This is a genomic window from Sphingobacterium paramultivorum (genome assembly GCF_014109745.1).
Classification (GTDB): Bacteria; Bacteroidota; Bacteroidia; order Sphingobacteriales; family Sphingobacteriaceae; genus Sphingobacterium; species Sphingobacterium paramultivorum.
Genome location: NZ_CP058555.1, coordinates 2,815,608 through 2,833,258, shown reverse-complemented (window position 1 = coordinate 2,833,258; position 17,651 = coordinate 2,815,608). Strand labels below are relative to the sequence as shown.

Genomic DNA, 17,651 nt, shown 5'->3' with positions numbered 1-17,651 from the left:
ATTAGGTCAGTGTTGATTAATTCATAAGAAGATTGACCTCGCTATTCCAAATAGATTTGTGATAAAGAAATATTAAAATAATACGCTATGGCACAATTTAAATGGGAAGGAATTTATCCTGCAATGTTATCACCATTTGATGAAAATGGAAATTTGGATTTTGATATGTTTGGTAAAAACATTGAAGCACAATTGGATGGAGGCGTTCACGGTTTGATTATCGCTGGATCATTGGGTGAAGCAAGTGTTTTGAGTACGGAAGAAAAGTATGATTTATTGACATATGCGTTGAAGGTTGTTGCTGGGCGTGTACCGGTGTTGTTGAATATTGCAGAAAATACAACTGCTGCAGCGATCAAAGTAGCTCAGACCAGTGAAGAATTAGGCGCAGATGGTTTGATGTTATTGCCACCGATGCGCTATAGAGCTGATGATAGAGAAGCGGTCGCTTATTTTCGTGCTGTTGCACAAAGCACCAAATTGCCAATCTTAATCTATAACAACCCTGTTGACTATAGTACTTATGTATCGCTTGATATGTTTGAGGAACTCTTATTGGAACCAAATATTCAGGCAGTGAAAGAGTCTACACGAGATTTAACAAATATCACGCGTTTGAAAAATCGTTTTGGTGATCGATTAAAGATTATGGCTGGCGTAGATACGTTGGGGCTTGAGTCTTTGATGTTAGGGGCTGATGGTTTAGTTGCTGGACTGGTCGACGCATTTCCAAGAGAAACTGTGGCCATGTACGATCTTGTAAAGGCTGGCGAGTACAGCAAGGCTGTAGAAATATACCGTTGGTTTATGCCTTTATTGGAATTGGATATTCATCCTAAATTGGTCCAATATATTAAATTGGCGGCGACAGCAGAAGGAATTTCAACACCTTATACACGCGCTCCCAGATTGCCATTGATCGGCGAGGAAGAACAACGTGTTAAAAAAATTATTGCAGATTCAATCGCAACTAGACCACAATTATAGGAATGCTTCTGAACTTTCTGGACGAAGGTTCAGAAAATTTCCTTTTTAGGACCGGGTAAAAATAGGCGAAAAGGACCTTCTTATTATATTTAAAGCCGCAAGGAATAAAGATATCAGGAAGGTTTTTATTGATTTTTGAAGATAGATACTTACAATAAAAACAAAAGGAATGGATAGAAACGAAAATGAGATTGATTACGTCGTAAAACAGGCGGAGGCTGGATTTCAGTTTCTTCAAAAAACTGATGTAATTGAACGGGCGGAATTGATGTATGCCATTGCCGCTGAAATTGAGGCATTGGGAGACATCCTGATTGAAACGGCCCATCTGGAAACGGCCCTTCCTTTGGGTAGACTGCAAGGTGAAAAAGCGAGAACGGTCAATCAATGGCGTCGATATGCCGATGCTGTGCGAACTGGTTTATACAGTGAAGCACGGATAGATCGTGACCCAAATGGTCAATTTGATTTACGGAAGTATAATAAAGGGCTTGGTCCTGTTGTGGTTTTTGGCGCAAGCAACTTTCCTTTTGCTTTTTCAACGGCAGGTGGGGATACAGCCAGTGCCATTGGTGCCGGCTGTTCGGTTATCGTAAAAGCACATCCCGCTCATCTTAAAACTTCGCAATTAATGGCTGACGCTATTGATCGGGCGATCTCAAAACAAGGAGCCCCAAGTGGCGTTTTTAATCATGTGCTGTCGGATTCATTTGCTGCTGGACAAGAATTGGTCCGCCACAGATTCGTAAAAGCAGTTGCATTTACAGGTTCTTTCCGTGGTGGGAAAGCTTTATTTGACCTGGGCCAGTCAAGACCTGATCCTATTCCTGTATTTGCCGAAATGGGGAGCGTAAATCCGGTTTTTCTTTTACCGGACTACTTAGGGAACAATCTGGAACCTTTTGCTAAGCAGTATATTGCCTCACTGCTTTTAGGTGTTGGCCAATTTTGTACCAATCCAGGTGTTTTAGTAAGTGTCGGCGGCGAACAACTAGATCGATTTAAAGCGGAGTTGAAGAAGGAACTTCAAGCTGCCGCTACCGGCAAAATGCTGCACGCAGGAATATTGGATAGTTACAACCGTTTAAAAGGGGAAATGGTTCAATACGATGGTGTCAGTATATTGGAAGAAGGGCAGGATAATACAGCGCAAGATTTTGCTCAGGCCCTGCTTGCTGAGGCGGAAGCAAGCCAAGTTTTGGCTAATCCTAAGTTATTGGAAGAGGTTTTTGGACCTTTTGGACTAATTATATCCTGTGCGGACCTCAATGAAATGAAAAATGTAATGGAGCAGCTCGAAGGACAGATAACCATCACTTTTGCGGCATCGGCGCAGGACATCCACGAATGCCAGGCACTCTTTTCAATTGCACAGGACAAATGCGGAAGGCTTTTGTTTCAGGGTATGCCAACTGGGGTTGAAGTACAGTATGCTATGCATCATGGCGGACCCTATCCGGCAACCACAGATGCGCGTTTTACTTCTGTAGGGCCCGATGCGGTAAAGCGCTTTCTTCGCCCCATTAGTTTTCAAAATTGGCCAAATGAATTTTTGCCTAAAGAACTACAAGACGGAAACCCATTACAAATTGACCGCTTGGTCAATCAGCAATGGACTAAAGCATAATAGAAACAAATGACCATATAAACAAGTGATCAGAAATGAAGAAGACTTTTTTTTGTATTGATTCGCATACCTGTGGTTGTCCCGTGCGATTGGTGGCAGGAGGAGCCCCATTATTACAGGGGAATTCCATGATGGAGCGCAGGTTGCATTTTATACGTGAGTACGATTGGATCCGTATGGGATTGATGTTTGAACCAAGAGGGCACGACATGATGAGCGGCAGTATGCTTTATCCGCCCTTTGATCCGCAAAATGATATTGGTGTCCTTTACATTGAAACCAGCGGCTGTCTGCCGATGTGTGGACATGGAACGATCGGTACGGTGACGATTGCCATTGAGGAGGGGCTCGTTCAACCTAAAGTTCCCGGAAAATTAAGGCTGGAAACTCCGGCTGGACTTGTACATATCGATTATGTTCAAGAGGGACCTAAGGTGAAAAGTGTAAAGCTTACGAACGTCAAGTCCTTTTTATATGCTGAAGCCTTAACGGTCGATTGCCCGGATCTAGGCAACATCAGCGTCGATGTTGCTTACGGTGGAAACTTCTACGGCATTATTGATCCGCAGACTAATTTTCAAGATATCAGTTCCTATTCAGCCAGCCAGCTCATTCATTACGGAAAAATAATCCGTCAGCTGCTGAACGAAAAATATTCTTTTGTTCATCCCGAAGATGCTAATATACATGGATTGACTCACATCCAATGGACAGGGGATCCTAAACTCCCCAACTCGTCGGGACGCAATGCGGTACTGGTTGGCGACAATGCATTGGACCGTTCACCATGTGGTACAGGTACATCAGCCCGTATGGCGCAATGGTATGCTAAAGGGAAACTTAAGAAAGGGATGGAGTTTATACATGAAAGTTATATCGGTTCACAATTTACTGGTAAAATTGAAGCTGAAACAACCGTGGATGGCAAACCGGCCATTGTCCCATCCATCGAAGGCTGGGCACGGATAACAGGCTATAATACCATTTTTTTGGATGATGAGGATCCTTATTTTGGCGGTTTTCAGGTGATTTAATAGTTCAGGTGATTTAAAAAATTAATAAGACAAGAGCAACGTGAAAGAAAATATTAGAGGTACGGTTGTCGTCGTTGGTGCAGGAATTGCAGGACTTGCTTCCGCCTATTACCTTGTAAGAGACGGATGGGATGTGAAAATCCTCGAAAAAAATACCTTGGACAATAACTGTTCTTATGGCAATGCAGGCATGATTGTCCCCAGTCATTTTACGCCCTTGGCTGCCCCCGGTATTGTAGCGCAGGGGATAAAGTGGATGTTCAATAGTAAAAGCCCTTTTTATGTACGGCCTTCGCTAAATCCACGAATGATCAATTGGGGATTGAAGTTTTTAAAACATGCTAATCGCTCACACGTAGAACAGCATGCGACTGCAATACGTGATTTGAATCTCTACAGCAGCAGATTATATGATGAATTGGCGCAGGAGGAGGGGTTTGATTTTGAACTGAAGCAGAACGGGATCCTGATGATGTATAAATCCAAGGAAATGCAGCATGAAGAAATTGAATTGGCTCATCGTGCCCAGGATCTTGGACTTGATGTCGATATTCTGGAGGGGAATGCCGTTCAAGAACTGGAGCCTAATCTGAAGCTAGATGTTTTAGGTGCTATACTTTATCGCTGTGACGGAAAATTATATCCACCAAAGTTAATGCGGCAATTGATTCAATATTTGAAAGCCGCAGGCGTAGCTTTTTTCGAAGAAACTGAAGTCAATAAATTTATAACGGTCGGAAGTAAGGTGAAAGAGGCGATCAGCAACAAAGGAAGTTTTCAGGCGGATGCTTTTGTCTTGACTGGTGGCGCTTATTTGCCGCAGCTGACATCAAAGTTGCACGTAAATACACCGCTTATGCCAGGAAAAGGGTATTCTTTTATGTATCAGCCCGAGAAAGAGAATACATTGAATCATGCGGCATTATTATTGGAGGCTCGTGTTGCTGTAACACCCATGAATGGCCAGATCCGATTCAGCGGTACGATGGAATTGGGACCAGCAAATGACAAAATTTATGAAAATCGTGTCCGCGGAATTGTGGAATCCATTCCTAAATATTATCCGGAATTGAAGGTTGATTACCCAAGCGAAAAAATATGGTATGGTTACAGACCCTGCTCGCCTGACGGATTGCCCTATCTGGGAAGATTGAAAAAATTTGATAATGTCCTAGTTGCCGGCGGGGGTGGTATGATGGGCTTGAGCTTGGGCCCTGCCTATGGGAAAGTTGTTGCAGATTTATTGGCAGGACAGAAAATAGAGTATGAAATCGCTGGTTTTAGGCCTGATCGTTTCGACTGATAAAATTATGATATAAACCAACACCCGAATTATGAATCGTTCTTTTTCTTTTAAAGCTCCCAAAACATTGTTTTATGGACTGCTCTTTCTATTCCCGGTCTCCATGCATGCACAAAAGATGAAATTATACGACCATACAACACCTATAGAGCCTTATATTGTACAATATGGGCATGATGTTGAGGCGATCAACTATTTTTATGGCCCTATGCCCAAAGGCTGGGGCAACCAGCAGGCTGCCGCTTCGCCCGAACAGTTAGCACGTCTTCAACGTTTGGATAACGAATATTTGAACAAGCTGGACAAGTTCCCCTATGAAGAACTCGAAACATCGGGGCAGGTAGATTTTATCTTACTGAAGCGCAAACTAAAAAGTGATCTCCTTTCATTGAAAGAAGATGAGTCGAATTACAACCGGTTATCCGTGTATTTACCTTTCGCACAGCGAATTTTTGCACTTGAAAAGGAACGCCGTAGGGGGAAGCGTCTGGCAGGAGAAGATGTCGCAAAAGAGCTGACGCTGGTTGCCGGTGAAATCGATCGGTCAATAGCTGCGCTGCAGGAAAAGACCAATATTCCTTATTCAGATGTTAACTTTCTGGTTGCCTTATTAAATTCGCTCGACTTAAGGCTTACCAGCACCTTCGATTTCTATAATGGATATGACCCTGAATTTACCTGGTGGGTACCCTCCATATTTCAGCAAGTGAAAAGCAAGCTGTCGGATTATAAGGAGAAATTGGCTGCAAAAAGTGATTGGAAAGTGTTTGATGACGGTAGTCAGATTGCTGGTTGGCCTATCGGGGAAAAAGAGATAAACCGAAGACTCAAAGCAGAAATGATCAGCTATACCGCTGCCGATCTTTTAAAATTGGCTGATCAAGAGTTTAAATGGTGTGAAGCGGAGTTATTGAAAGCGAGCCGTGAAATGGGGTTCGGCGATGACTGGCGGGCTGCACAGGAAAAGGTTAAAAACTCCTACGTACCCATTGGAGAACAGCCGGAGCTCATCATGAGATTGTATAACGATGCGCAGCAATTTATTGAACAAAATAAACTCATGACTATTCCTGAGCTGGCAGATGAGACTTGGGGCATGATCATGATGACACCTGAACGGCAACGAGTCAACCCCTTTTTTACAGGCGGACGGGAAATTAGCATATCTTATCCGACAAACACGATGGATCAGCAGGCGAAATTGATGAGTATGCGTGGCAATAATCCTTATTTCTCCCGTGGCACAGTCCAACATGAATTGATTCCTGGTCATCATCTGCAATATTTTATGAATAGGCGTTACAAGCCTTACCGCGAAGAGGCATTTAACACGCCATTTTGGACGGAAGGATGGACATTGTACTGGGAATTGCTGCTGTATAGCAAGGGATTTGCAAAAACTCCGGAGGAGCGAATCGGGATGTTATTTTGGCGCATGCATCGCTGTGCAAGAATAACCTTTAGTATTAAATTTCATTTAGGTGAGTGGACGCCGCAGCAATGCATCGATTATCTGGTAAACCGCGTGGGATTTGAGTCGGCTAATGCGCACGGTGAAGTAAAGAGATCGTTTGAAGGTTCCTATGATCCTTTATATCAGCTGGCCTATCTCGTAGGCGGCTTGCAATTGATGCGCATCAAAGAGGAGGTCGTAGATCAAGGGAAAATGTCATTTGCTGCATTCCACGACCGTGTGATCAAAGAAAATTATCTACCGATGGAAATGTTGAGAGCGATTATCAAGGGCGAGAGGTTAAAGCCCGATTACGAGACAAACTGGAAGTTTTATCATTTTAATAACTAGGTGTTTATGAGTGAGTCGAAACAAGATTTTCAAAAGTCTCTCGGGTTACTGGATGCCACTATGCTGGTGGTTGGAAGTATGATCGGTTCTGGGATTTTTATTGTATCTGCGGATATTGCGCGCAACACGGGGTCTGCAGGCTGGATGATGGTGGTATGGCTGATCTGTGGTTTTATGACATTGACTGCAGCGTTGAGTTATGGTGAATTGAGTGCGATGTTTCCAAAGGCAGGAGGACAATACATCTACCTTCGGGAGGCTTATGGGCCGGTATTGAGTTTTGTATTTGGCTGGACATTTTTTGCCGTTATACAAACTGCGACAATAGCTGCTGTGGGGGTAGCTTTTGCGAAATTTACAGCCTATCTCTTCCCTTTTATGGATGAAGATGTTTATTTGCTCGAATGGTCAGATTACCGGGTATCTGCAGCGCAGCTGCTGGCAATTGCCGTCATTATTGTATTAACCTATATTAATTCAAGAGGCGTAAATAGTGGAAAGCGCGTACAGACATCCATCACATTGATCAAGATCGGGAGTCTGTTGCTCTTGTTACTCTTTGGCTTCCTTGCTTTGAAACATGAAGTTTGGACTTGGAACTGGGACAATATATCTCTTTGGTCAATGCGTCGTTTAAATACGGATGGAACGTATGCATCTTATGACGGATTTTCAGCAATGGGCGCTTTCTCTGCGGCTATGGTCGGTGCGCTCTTCAGCAGCGATTCCTGGCACTCATCTTCCGCTGTAGCTGGCGAAATTAAAAATCCACAACGTAATATCGGGTTGAGTCTTGCATTAGGGACTTTACTGGTTACCGTAATCTATCTCCTGACTAATTTGATGTACACCGGCATATTGCCTTTAGAAGCTATGGTCAATGCACCAAAAGATCGTGTAGCCATGAGTGTCGCACAAGAGGTTTTTGGTCCTTTTGGGATTACTATTATAGCCATTATGATCATGATAAGCACCTTTGGTTGTAATAATGGGATTATCCTGGCAGGAGCGAGGGTGTATTATTCTATGGCCAAAGATGGTTTGTTTTTTAAAAGGGCGGGTAAGCTCAATGCGCATGCGGTACCTGCCTGGGCACTCTGGATACAATGTGTTGCTGCGTCAATATGGTGTTTAAGCGGAAAATATGGTGATTTATTGGACATGATTACCTGTGTGGTCGTTATATTTTATGTACTCGCGATTGCGGGTATTATTCGTCTCCGTATCACACGTCCAGATTTGAACAGACCCTATAAGGCATTTGGGTATCCTTTTCTTCCCATTCTTTATATTCTGATGGGACTTGCCTTTATTGGGTTGATGGTTATTTTTAAACCCAACTATACCTGGCCAGGCATTATCATTGCACTATTGGGTATCCCGATCTATTATTTAATCAATCCTAAGCGAAGAAAGTATGAAGTTTCTTAGTACAGCGGTTTTGTTGTTGTCGGCACAGTTTCTGTTTGGTCAAGGAACTTTGGCAGATTATACACGTGCACAAAACCTAAAAAAACAATTGACCAACAAAATTGAAAATCTGCCCGGCCAATTTTATTGGAATGATAAGGGGGATCTCTTTTGGTATGATCGAAATACGTTGCAGGGAAAAGAGTATATTTTGGTCAATCCCCAGGCAAAAACAAAAGAACAGCTGTTTGATCTGACGAAAGTATTTTCGTTAGTGGATGAAAAATTGGGAAAGAAAATCGAAAATCGTGTTATTTCCAATGATCAGATAAAATTGCTGGACGAGGATCAAGTGTCGCTCGATATCGCGGGCTACCTGTGGATCTGGAACCGCGGTTCCTCGCAATTGAGCCAGGGCGCTGCAAGTAGAAACAAAGATCGAAATACGCGATATTGGGGGCAGCGTGAACAGGGAAATGCCTATAGGGAAGTTGAGTCTCCAGATAAAAAACATGTGGCATTTATCCGCAATAATAATGTATTCCTGGCAAAAAAAGGAAACACAAACGAGGCGCGACAAATTACCTTTGATGGCAACACGGCAAATTATTATAGCAATGATATTCAATGGGCACCAGATAGCCGTAAGCTGGCTACAGTAAAAACTCAAAAAATAGAGATCAGGCAACTGACGCTTATTGAATCTTCTCCGAAAGATCAGCTGCAGCCTAAAATTCAGACACGCGATTACGTGAAGCCCGGAGATGAGTTGGCGCAAAAACTACCCATCTTATATGATCTTGAAAAAGATCGACTGTCGGTGTTTGATGCCGCGCTCATACCAAATCAATTTTACCTTTCGGATCTTTCCTGGCGCGATGACAGCAGAGCATTTACCTTCGAGTATAACAAACGGGGGCATCAAGTCTATGGCGTTATGCAGATGGATGCAAATAGCGGTACCTCGAGTTTTCTGATTCAGGAGCAGAATAAGACCTTTATTGATTATAGCGGCAAGAAATACCGGGAGGATCTGGCCGATGGAAAGGAGATTGTATGGACCTCTGAACGTGATGGTTGGAACCACCTGTATCTCTATGATGGAATTACTGGGAAAATAAAGAACCAGATAACGACAGGCAACTGGGTTGTTCGGAAAGTTGTGCATGTTGATACTGAAAAACGAACGGTTATTTTCGAAGGCAGCGGAATGAATGCCGCAGAAGATCCCTATTTGGTCCACTATTACGCTATCGGTTTAGACGGAAAGGGCTTAAAACTGCTGACCGAAGAAAATGCAAATCATCAAGCTTTTTTCAATAAAGACTATTCGCAATTTGTGGATACGTATTCCCGGGTCGATCAGCCGCCAATTTCAGTATTGCGCGACAAAAATGGCCGTCTTATCATGGAGCTGGAGAAAACAAACAGTAGTCTGTTAGAAACTGCAGGGTGGCGTGCACCGGAGGTTTTTAAAGCCAAGGGACGTGATGGCGCAACGGATATCTGGGGGATTATTATTCGGCCGACGAATTTTGATCCTGCTAAAAGCTACCCTGTCATCGAATACATTTATGCGGGACCGCATAGTTCTTTCGTACCCAAATCATTTTATAGCAACCCGAGCGGGATGTACGAACTCTCCGAATTGGGCTTTATTGTGGTACAGATCGACGGCATGGGGACGTCAAATCGTTCCAAGGCTTTCCATGATGTCTGTTGGAAAAATCTGAAAGATGCAGGCTTTCCGGATCGAATTGCTTGGATGCAGGCCGCGTCAAAACAATATAAATACATGGATATCGGCAGGGTAGGGATCTATGGCACATCTGCCGGGGGCCAAAGTTCAACCGGCGCGTTGTTATTCCATCCCGAGTTTTACAAAGTTGGCGTTTCCTCCTGTGGCTGTCACGATAACCGAATGGATAAAATATGGTGGAACGAGCAATGGATGGGCTGGCCTGTAGGTCCTGAATATGCGGCTAGCTCTAATATTGAAAATGCCGCTAAGCTGGAAGGAAATCTTCTACTGATTGTTGGAGAACTTGATGATAATGTGGATCCTTCATCCACTTTCCAATTGGTTGATGCTTTAATCAAAGCGCGTAAGAATCATGATTTTATCATGGTTCCTGGAATGGGGCATTCTTCCGGGGGAGATTATGGTGAACGGAAAAGAAGGGACTATTTTGTAAAACATCTTCTTGGCGTAGATCCGCCTGCCTGGAATCAGTATTGATCTTTCATCAGGACAATAATCCGCTAATGCAGACCTATTTCCTGTTTTTTCTGAACGAGTCTGATCTTATTGGCCAGAAAGGACCTTCGGTATGCTTTTTATTCCTGTTGGTGTCTGCGAAGTCATGAAGATTTTATTCGAATTTGGAAGAGGTATGAAGCGATAAGAGTGGCTCAGAAATACAGCGCCCCGGAAAGTAAATTGCTTTCGGGGCGCTGTGTTTATTTCATGTTGGTAACGTTGAAGCTGTTTTTATTCGACCAATACGCCGACATAATAGTTAAACGTATCAATATCGATATTCTCTTTCGTTAAACCGGCCACTTTAATCGGTCTGAAACGTTGGTCCAACTGGATAAGTTCTCTTTTTTGACCTTTTACGCCAATATGTATGGGCATATGGAAGCCTTTGACTTCGCTGATCCAGCGGCCCAATATTCTGCCTGAAGGATCTTGTTTGATTTCCAGTGTAGGAATGGCAGTATGCTTTACATACTGTTCAAATACTTTTAACAGGTCTAGACCGGACTGCTGGCTTACGTAGTTGACAACATCATTATAATCGACTTGTTGGTGATAAAACTTGCTGTTTAATCCCCGGAGAATATTCCGCCACTTTTCATCATTGTCGATCATCGTACGGATCATGTTAAGCATAACACCGCCTTTGGGATACATATCCCCAGATCCTTCTTTATTTACGTGGTAGGGGCCCTGGATGGGGCTATCATTTTGGATCCCGCTCCGGATACCATGGGCGTAAGCCTGGCTGGCTTCCTTACCATAGAAATAATTGATAAATAAGCCTTCGGAATAATTAGTGAAGCTTTCGTGAATCCACATATCGGCCAGATCAGCTGAAGTAATATTGTTGCCAAACCATTCATGACCAGATTCGTGGACCACAATAAAATCCCATTTATGTCCCCAGCCGGTTCCAGACGCATCCCCGCCGCGATAGCCATTCTGGTAATGGTTACCATAGGCGATGGCACTCTGGTGTTCCATGCCGGTATGGTAGGTTTCAACAAGTTTATAGCCATCTTCATAGAATGGATATGGACCAAACCAATGTTCAAAGGCTTCTAAGGTCTGGTTGGCGTTTTTTTGAAGATGGGCTTTTTTTTCTGCCGTATCATTTTCGCGCAAAATATAAAAGTCTATATCCAATGGTCCTTTTTCACCTTTGTATTTTTCCTTAAAATGAACGTAGTCGCCGATGTTGATGGCGACATTGTAGTTGTTGATTGGATTGGCAACTTTCCAGTGGTATTTGGTGTAACCATCCTTCATCTTTTCTACCTTGACCAAACGTCCATTGGATACATTCATCACCTCTTTTGGGACAGCGATGGAAATCAGCATACTATCCACTTCATCGGATTGATGGTCTTTGTTTGGCCACCAGACACTCGCGCCCATACCCTGGCAGGCCGTGGCCACCCATGGCTTTCCATTGCTATCTTTTTTCCAGTCAAAGCCGCCGTCCCAGGGAGCTTTGACCGCTTCTGTAGGATGGCCTTCGTAATACACCGTAAACTCTTCCTGTGTTCCTTTCTTGATAGCCACAGGAAATTCGACAAAGACAGCATTGTGTTCTCTGGTAAAGGAAAGTTCTTTCCCCTTATATACGACTTTGTCTACTTTGAGATTTGCAAAAAGGTCAAATTGCAGGCGATTAAAATCAGTTGTGGCCTTGAAACGGAAAAGGTTTGAACCCGAAATAAACTTATTGTCTATATCTACCTTAACATCCAAATGATAGTATTGGATATCGTAGCAGGTTCGCAGCGATGACAGGTATCCGCGCAGTGAATCCGCTCTTGTGAATTCATTTTTTTCTTTCATCAGCTGCGCCGCTGATTGCTGTATGCCTGCGGTCAGTAGACCGCAGGTTCCCAATGCATAAAATAGTATTCTTTTCATCTGTAAATGATAACTATTCGGTCTATCTTCCACCCGGAGGGCAATGTAATTTTAGATAGTTTGTAAATAATGTTTTTAAATGCTCATGTGTACCTTGTCCCTCGCTGATCGAATGGCTGCGGTTGGGGTAAGACATCAACTGGAACTGCACGTTATTTTTGATCAGTTCATTGATCAGGACTTCTGCATTTTGATAATGCACATTGTCGTCTCCGGTTCCATGGATATAGAGTAAATTACCTTTGATGTTTTTTGCATATTTCAGCGGAGAGCCGTTTTCAAAGTCTGCAAGATTTTCTTGGGGGAGGCCCATGTAGCGTTCTTGGTATACGTTGTCGTAAAGTAACTGATTTGCTACAGCTGCAATAGCAATACCCGTTTTATAGATTTGAGGATATTGTCCCAGTAGGTTAAGCGTGCTTGATCCGCCACCGCTCCAGCCCCAGACGGCCACACGTGAATTGTCGACAAAAGGCCATTTCAGGATTTCTTGTGTTGCTGAAGCCTGGTCGCGAATATTGAGCTGTCCGATATTGCGGTAGATGCTTTTTCGCCACAAGCTGCCTTTAGGAGCAGGGGTTCCGCGATTATCCAAAGAAATATAAATGTAGCCATCCTGCGCCATATTTCCTTTATATAAACTGTTATAACCTGCACCAAAATTGTCTAATACAGTTTGTGATGCTGGTTCGCCGTAGACCATAAAGACGACAGGATACTTTTTATTGGGATCGAAATCAAGTGGTTTTACCATCCAGCCGTCTAACTCAATACCGTCGGTTGTTTTAACTTTAAAAAACTCGGCAATACCATCGCTGACTTTCTTTTCACGCTTAAAATCAAAGTCTACGAGTACTTTGTGTGTCGGTAACTCAATAACGGCATTGTGCTTTAATGTTGCCCGGTTGCTAAAGCTGAAGATGGCAATTTTACCGTCTTTTGAAATATCATAATCGCAGGTGCCTTCGTATGAGGCCGGGGTCAGTCTTTTTGGAATTCCGCCTTTTGTCGATACACTATACAGATACTTCTGCGTTGCATTGCTTGGAGAGGCGGTAAAATAAATCGTTTCATTTTTCGGATCGAAAAAATCAAGATTGATCATATCGTAGTCCGCTTTCATAACCAGCTTCTCGTTGCCCGATAAATCAATCTGATAGATTTTGCGCCAGCCGTCCTTTTCCGAGACCCAGATGAAGGCCTTGCCACCTTGAACCCAGTCCCATCCCGAAGGATCGTTATTGTTCCATCGTGCTTTGATATCAATCCACGAGTCGCTTTGCTCCTGATGTATATTTTGCGCTTTATTATCGGAGAGAGCGACGGTATAGATTTTGCTCTCATTTTGTTTTCTGTTGAGCTGCTCTAGGATAACCTGCTTGCTATCAAGACACCATTCCATGCGGGGAATATAGTGCTGGTTGGGATCTCCCGGGATATTCAGCATGGTATTTTTTCCAGTGGCGATTTCATAGGTCCATATCGAACAGACACTCGGCGATTGTCCAACTTTAGGATACTCCACGGGAATGGTATAGGAGTAGAGGCTATCCGTATTGTTGATCATCAGAAAATTACGGATGTTGCGGGCATCAAGCTTCCAATAAGCAATGGAAGCACCGTCCGGCGACCAGCGGAAACCATCTTTACAGCCAAATTCTTCCTCGTATACCCAGTCGAAAGTACCATTGATTAAACGGTCTGTTCCATCTTTGGTAACGGAAACGATGCTGCCATTAGCGAGATCTTCCACGTAAACATTATGGTCGGCTTTATTAACGTAGGCGACTTTATCTGCTTGTGGGTTAAATTTCGCAAACATCAGTTGTGAGGCCGGGAATTTTTGGCCTAGTTGTTGCAACTGATTGGTCTTCTTGTTGTAAACCCAATAATCGCCTCTTGTATTCTCGCGCCATACTCTTTTACTATTGGTATAGATCAATATAAGCACCTTGTTTTTGGAAATGGAAAAATTTTCGACTTTCAAGGCTGCTGTTGCGCCTTTCGGAATAAGCGATTGCTGTGAAAGGAAGATGGAGCGCACCCCATTTTTGGGGTTGACCATTTCTATTCCTTTGTCGGAAAATTCATAATATTGATCACCATGATCTGTCCAGAGTCGCTGCGCAAAAAGGGAAGCTGGAACCTGAAAAATCAGTATTAGAATAATAAAGATCGACTGTTTAATGCTGTTCATTTGTTTATCTGTTTGAGTTGACCCCAAAAGAATTTAAGTTTACTTTTTGGGTTTATCATTATGTTAGTTGTTCGTTAATTAATCAATCAATTGGATTGTCTTTTAGCTGATAGATCTCCTGGATTTCACGTTCAAGGTATTTTCCTAAACGACGGTATCCATCTGTTTCAATAAGATAATTATCTTCAATACGGACCCCGCCGAAATCGAGATGTTTTTTTAAGAAATCATAATTGATAAAGTCCTTGTGTAAATTTTGCTGTTCCCAAAGCTGCGTTAATTCCGGGATAATATAGATGCCGGGTTCAACGGTAAGCACATTGCCAGCCTCCAATTTCTTACCTAGCCGCAGCGATTTGATTCCAAAAGTCTTGGTATCTTTTGGCTCAGCTTCGGTATAGCCTACATATTGTTCCCCAAGATCTTCCATATCATGCACATCAAGACCGAGCATATGGCCTAGTCCACATTGAAAGAAAAGCGCATGCGCGTGATTCATGACCGCATCTTGTGCGTTGCCTTTCATGAAGCCGGTTTGTATAAGTCCATCTACAAGCGCTTCACAGGCTTTTAAATGTATTTCTTTAAAACGTATTCCGGATGTCAGCAGCTGCTCTGCAGATTTAAACGCATGTAAGACAATCTGGTAAATTTCCTCTTGTAAAGCCGTAAAACGTTTTCCTACGGGAAAGGTTCTGGTCAGATCCGAAGCATAGCCCATGGCCGTTTCTACGCCCGAATCATTGAGCAGGAGATCACCTTCATAAAGTTGGTGAAATTGCATATGATTGTGCAGAATTTCACCTCGTTTTGTGACTATCGGAGGATAGGAGAAGGACGTTCCCTGATCTTGCGCAAAATGTTGCATGGCATTGCTGATCTGATATTCGTAAAGATCAGGTTTTGTCATTCGCATAGCAATGCGGTGCATATCAACAGCAATATCGACGGCTTTCTCTAATTCGATAATTTCTTCGGCCGATTTGATGTTCCGTTGCGCAACGACAGCTTTAATCAAAGCCGCAGAGGGCTGAAGCTGATTTGCGGGACGGCCGGTTAGCTGCTCAAGTAATAATTTATTATGCGACTGATAAGGAGGAAGGTAGTGAATATCTTCCTGTTTTCCTTTGCTAAGGTAGTCGAAGAGTTGATTGAAAGGAAGGACCTTGCTGATACCAGAAAGATCTGCTTTTTCAGCTAAAGTCTGTTGTTGGCCCATCCACACAATATCGTCAATGGTCATTTCATCGCCGAATAGGATGGTCTCGTTTTTCTCAGTGTCAAGTACAGCCGCCAAACGTGGACTTTTGACACCGATATAATATAAAAAGCTACTGTCTTGACGGAAGGGATAGGTATTGTGCTCAAAATTGATTGGATTTTCAATGTTGCCTAACAAAAGAATTTTGCCAGTTGTAAACTTTGATAACAGATTATTTCGGCGATTAAGATATATTTCTTTTTTGAACATAAGTTTGGAAATTAAAGGAAGTACTGTTTTTGTTGTGCTAGAATCATGAATTGTTTGTAATCTGCTTCGGCTTGAAGTAGAATTGTCTACCTAGCGGGTTATTGTCTAATACGAATATCGTAAAATTTATGCATGTCAAAATCATTTATTTAAAGGTCTATCTTTGATAGTGTGGTGTTTGCTGTTGTTACAAATGAATATGCTCGCCATTTTGTCTCTAAAAAGGTCAAACAACGAAATTAAATAAAGTTCAGCCTTTCTGTTGAATAATAATTTGCACAATTTATCAAAGTCTAATTGTATTTTAACCCATTTTTTTACTGCTGGTGAATTTTTATTGTAAATTCTTTGTTTTGGTTTGCATATTTCTTAGGGATTATTAAATATTGTCGAATTCTAAACATATTTTGGTATAGTATTTTTATGTTTTGTTTGCAAGTAGTGTTGTTGCTTTGGAGTTGTTATATTTATGTTAACTAAGCAGTAACATAAACTAAACAAACCTATGAAAACGCTCCAATTTAATGTGCCGACCATGCGAGGACAAAGTCTAACAATACAAGAAGATGTTTTGGAAACTTTTTATCCTCATTTTCATCGACATCAAGAAGCTCAATTAATGTGGATAAAAAAAGGTAAGGGAGTTTTGATTGTGGAAGATACCTTACATCCTTTTAAAGAAAATGATATTTTCTTTTTAGGGGCGAATCAACCGCATGTATTTAAGTCGGCCTCTCAGGACGGGTTTTCAAATGAATCTCGCTCTGTTTCCATTTTTTTTGACCCAAATGGAAAGCTTAAATCCCTATTTTCTCTGGAGGAATTTGAATCGCTGAATCAGTTTATTTATAACAACGCAAGGGGGTTTAAGGTCCCCGATTCATATTTTTCCCAAATTGCAGAACGGGTTTGTTTATTAAAATCTGCAGACCAAATGGACAAATTGATGCATTTTTTCTATCTATTGAGATCTTTGGCAAATATATCCCGGGAAACAGAAGCACTCTGTAATGAAAGAGTAGAAGTGATTTTTGATGGAATTCATGCTTCAAATCGAATTAATATTATCTGTAACTATATCCGGGAGCATTATCGGGACGAACTTACCCTGGAAGATGTTGCTGATCACGCTAATCTTACGCCTCAGGCATTCTGCCGATATTTCAAAAAACATTGTGGGGTTACCTTTGTCACCTACCTCAATAGAATAAGAGTCAAAGAAGTTTGCAACCAGTTAAATGAGGATCACTTGGATAGTGTTTCTTTTATTGCCTATAACTGTGGATTCAACAGCATCACTAATTTTAATCGGGTTTTTAAACAAATCGTAGGCTGCAACCCAAAGGAATATGTGCAGCAGTATAAACAGACACTCTACTCTGTTATTTAGCATAGGATTTCCGTAAATATGCTGGCTGCTTGGTCGATATAACAAAGGGGGCGCTCTTAATTCAAAGTTAAGAGCGGCTTCCCTATTGTGCCCTCTTAAAGCTGTTCCTTAGAGCTGCTTTACAGCTCCAGTACAGATAAAGCACACATTAAGCACGGATATAGCACTAAAGTTATAGTAAGGGTAGGTGCATAACAGTGCTTTAAACGAGCTTGATGTGTCTCTGAAAACGGTATAAAATGACCGGCTTTAACTAAGGTGAA

At 42.3% G+C, this 17,651-nt stretch carries 11 protein-coding genes; 8 read left to right on the top strand and 3 right to left on the bottom strand.

The genetic code is table 11. The features are described from left to right. Window positions 1-87 precede the first annotated feature (87 nt). The 7 genes from HS960_RS12170 to HS960_RS12140 all read left to right on the top strand — a co-directional run bounded on the left by HS960_RS12170 (window position 88) and on the right by HS960_RS12140 (window position 10,404). Window positions 88-987: a dihydrodipicolinate synthase family protein gene (locus HS960_RS12170; protein ID WP_075991855.1), complete on the top strand. Its 900-nt coding sequence runs from the start codon at window positions 88-90 to the stop codon at window positions 985-987. Window positions 988-1,156: 169 nt separating this feature from the next. Next, window positions 1,157-2,614 carry an aldehyde dehydrogenase (NADP(+)) gene (locus HS960_RS12165; protein WP_182332806.1) on the top strand — a complete coding sequence of 486 codons (1,458 nt, stop codon included), beginning with the start codon at window positions 1,157-1,159 and terminating at the stop codon, window positions 2,612-2,614. Between the two features lie 35 nt (window positions 2,615-2,649). Continuing rightward, complete coding sequence (locus tag HS960_RS12160; RefSeq protein ID WP_182332804.1) at window positions 2,650-3,648, top strand: 4-hydroxyproline epimerase; 999 nt, start codon at window positions 2,650-2,652, stop codon at window positions 3,646-3,648. Between the two features lie 40 nt (window positions 3,649-3,688). After that, window positions 3,689-4,951: an NAD(P)/FAD-dependent oxidoreductase gene (locus HS960_RS12155; RefSeq protein WP_182332802.1), complete on the top strand. Its 1,263-nt coding sequence runs from the start codon at window positions 3,689-3,691 to the stop codon at window positions 4,949-4,951. A gap of 31 nt (window positions 4,952-4,982) precedes the next feature. Beyond that, the gene (locus tag HS960_RS12150) at window positions 4,983-6,755 is read left to right on the top strand and encodes a DUF885 family protein (RefSeq protein ID WP_200845601.1); all 1,773 of its coding nucleotides are present in this window, start codon (window positions 4,983-4,985) and stop codon (window positions 6,753-6,755) included. A 6-nt stretch (window positions 6,756-6,761) separates the two neighbouring features. Further along, window positions 6,762-8,186 (top strand): APC family permease, encoded by a 1,425-nt coding sequence (locus tag HS960_RS12145; protein ID WP_159728889.1) that lies wholly within the window; start codon window positions 6,762-6,764, stop codon window positions 8,184-8,186. Then, window positions 8,173-10,404: a S9 family peptidase gene (locus HS960_RS12140; protein ID WP_182332800.1), complete on the top strand. Its 2,232-nt coding sequence runs from the start codon at window positions 8,173-8,175 to the stop codon at window positions 10,402-10,404. Before HS960_RS12145 ends, HS960_RS12140 begins: the two co-directional genes overlap by 14 nt. 252 nt (window positions 10,405-10,656) lie before the next feature. On the opposite strand, the gene HS960_RS12135 is transcribed toward HS960_RS12140, so the two are convergent. The 3 genes from HS960_RS12135 to HS960_RS12125 all read right to left on the bottom strand — a co-directional run bounded on the left by HS960_RS12135 (window position 10,657) and on the right by HS960_RS12125 (window position 15,998). Beyond that, complete coding sequence (locus HS960_RS12135; protein ID WP_202883789.1) at window positions 10,657-12,330, bottom strand: M1 family metallopeptidase; 1,674 nt, start codon at window positions 12,328-12,330, stop codon at window positions 10,657-10,659. 22 nt (window positions 12,331-12,352) lie between these two features. Further along, on the bottom strand, window positions 12,353-14,527 hold the full coding sequence (locus tag HS960_RS12130; protein ID WP_153848573.1) for a S9 family peptidase: 2,175 nt from the start codon (window positions 14,525-14,527) through the stop codon (window positions 12,353-12,355). A gap of 82 nt (window positions 14,528-14,609) precedes the next feature. Then, window positions 14,610-15,998, bottom strand: a complete 1,389-nt coding sequence (locus tag HS960_RS12125; RefSeq protein ID WP_153848574.1) for an aminopeptidase P family protein — start codon at window positions 15,996-15,998, stop codon at window positions 14,610-14,612. A gap of 505 nt (window positions 15,999-16,503) precedes the next feature. Here HS960_RS12125 and HS960_RS12120 point away from each other — a divergent pair. Further along, window positions 16,504-17,388: an AraC family transcriptional regulator gene (locus tag HS960_RS12120; protein ID WP_120334796.1), complete on the top strand. Its 885-nt coding sequence runs from the start codon at window positions 16,504-16,506 to the stop codon at window positions 17,386-17,388. The last annotated feature ends 263 nt before the right edge of the window (window positions 17,389-17,651 follow it).

Excerpts from the sequence above, each read along its gene's own strand:
- HS960_RS12150 (WP_200845601.1), top strand. The coding sequence starts at position 4,983 with ATGAATCGTTCTTTTTCTTTTAAAGCTCCCAAAACATTGTTTTATGGA.
- HS960_RS12135 (WP_202883789.1), bottom strand. The coding sequence starts at position 12,330 with ATGAAAAGAATACTATTTTATGCATTGGGAACCTGCGGTCTACTGACC.
- HS960_RS12125 (WP_153848574.1), bottom strand. The coding sequence starts at position 15,998 with ATGTTCAAAAAAGAAATATATCTTAATCGCCGAAATAATCTGTTATCA.
- HS960_RS12140 (WP_182332800.1), top strand. The coding sequence starts at position 8,173 with ATGAAGTTTCTTAGTACAGCGGTTTTGTTGTTGTCGGCACAGTTTCTG.
- HS960_RS12145 (WP_159728889.1), top strand. The coding sequence starts at position 6,762 with ATGAGTGAGTCGAAACAAGATTTTCAAAAGTCTCTCGGGTTACTGGAT.
- HS960_RS12165 (WP_182332806.1), top strand. The coding sequence starts at position 1,157 with ATGGATAGAAACGAAAATGAGATTGATTACGTCGTAAAACAGGCGGAG.
- HS960_RS12170 (WP_075991855.1), top strand. The coding sequence starts at position 88 with ATGGCACAATTTAAATGGGAAGGAATTTATCCTGCAATGTTATCACCA.
- HS960_RS12160 (WP_182332804.1), top strand. The coding sequence starts at position 2,650 with ATGAAGAAGACTTTTTTTTGTATTGATTCGCATACCTGTGGTTGTCCC.
- HS960_RS12120 (WP_120334796.1), top strand. The coding sequence starts at position 16,504 with ATGAAAACGCTCCAATTTAATGTGCCGACCATGCGAGGACAAAGTCTA.
- HS960_RS12130 (WP_153848573.1), bottom strand. The coding sequence starts at position 14,527 with ATGAACAGCATTAAACAGTCGATCTTTATTATTCTAATACTGATTTTT.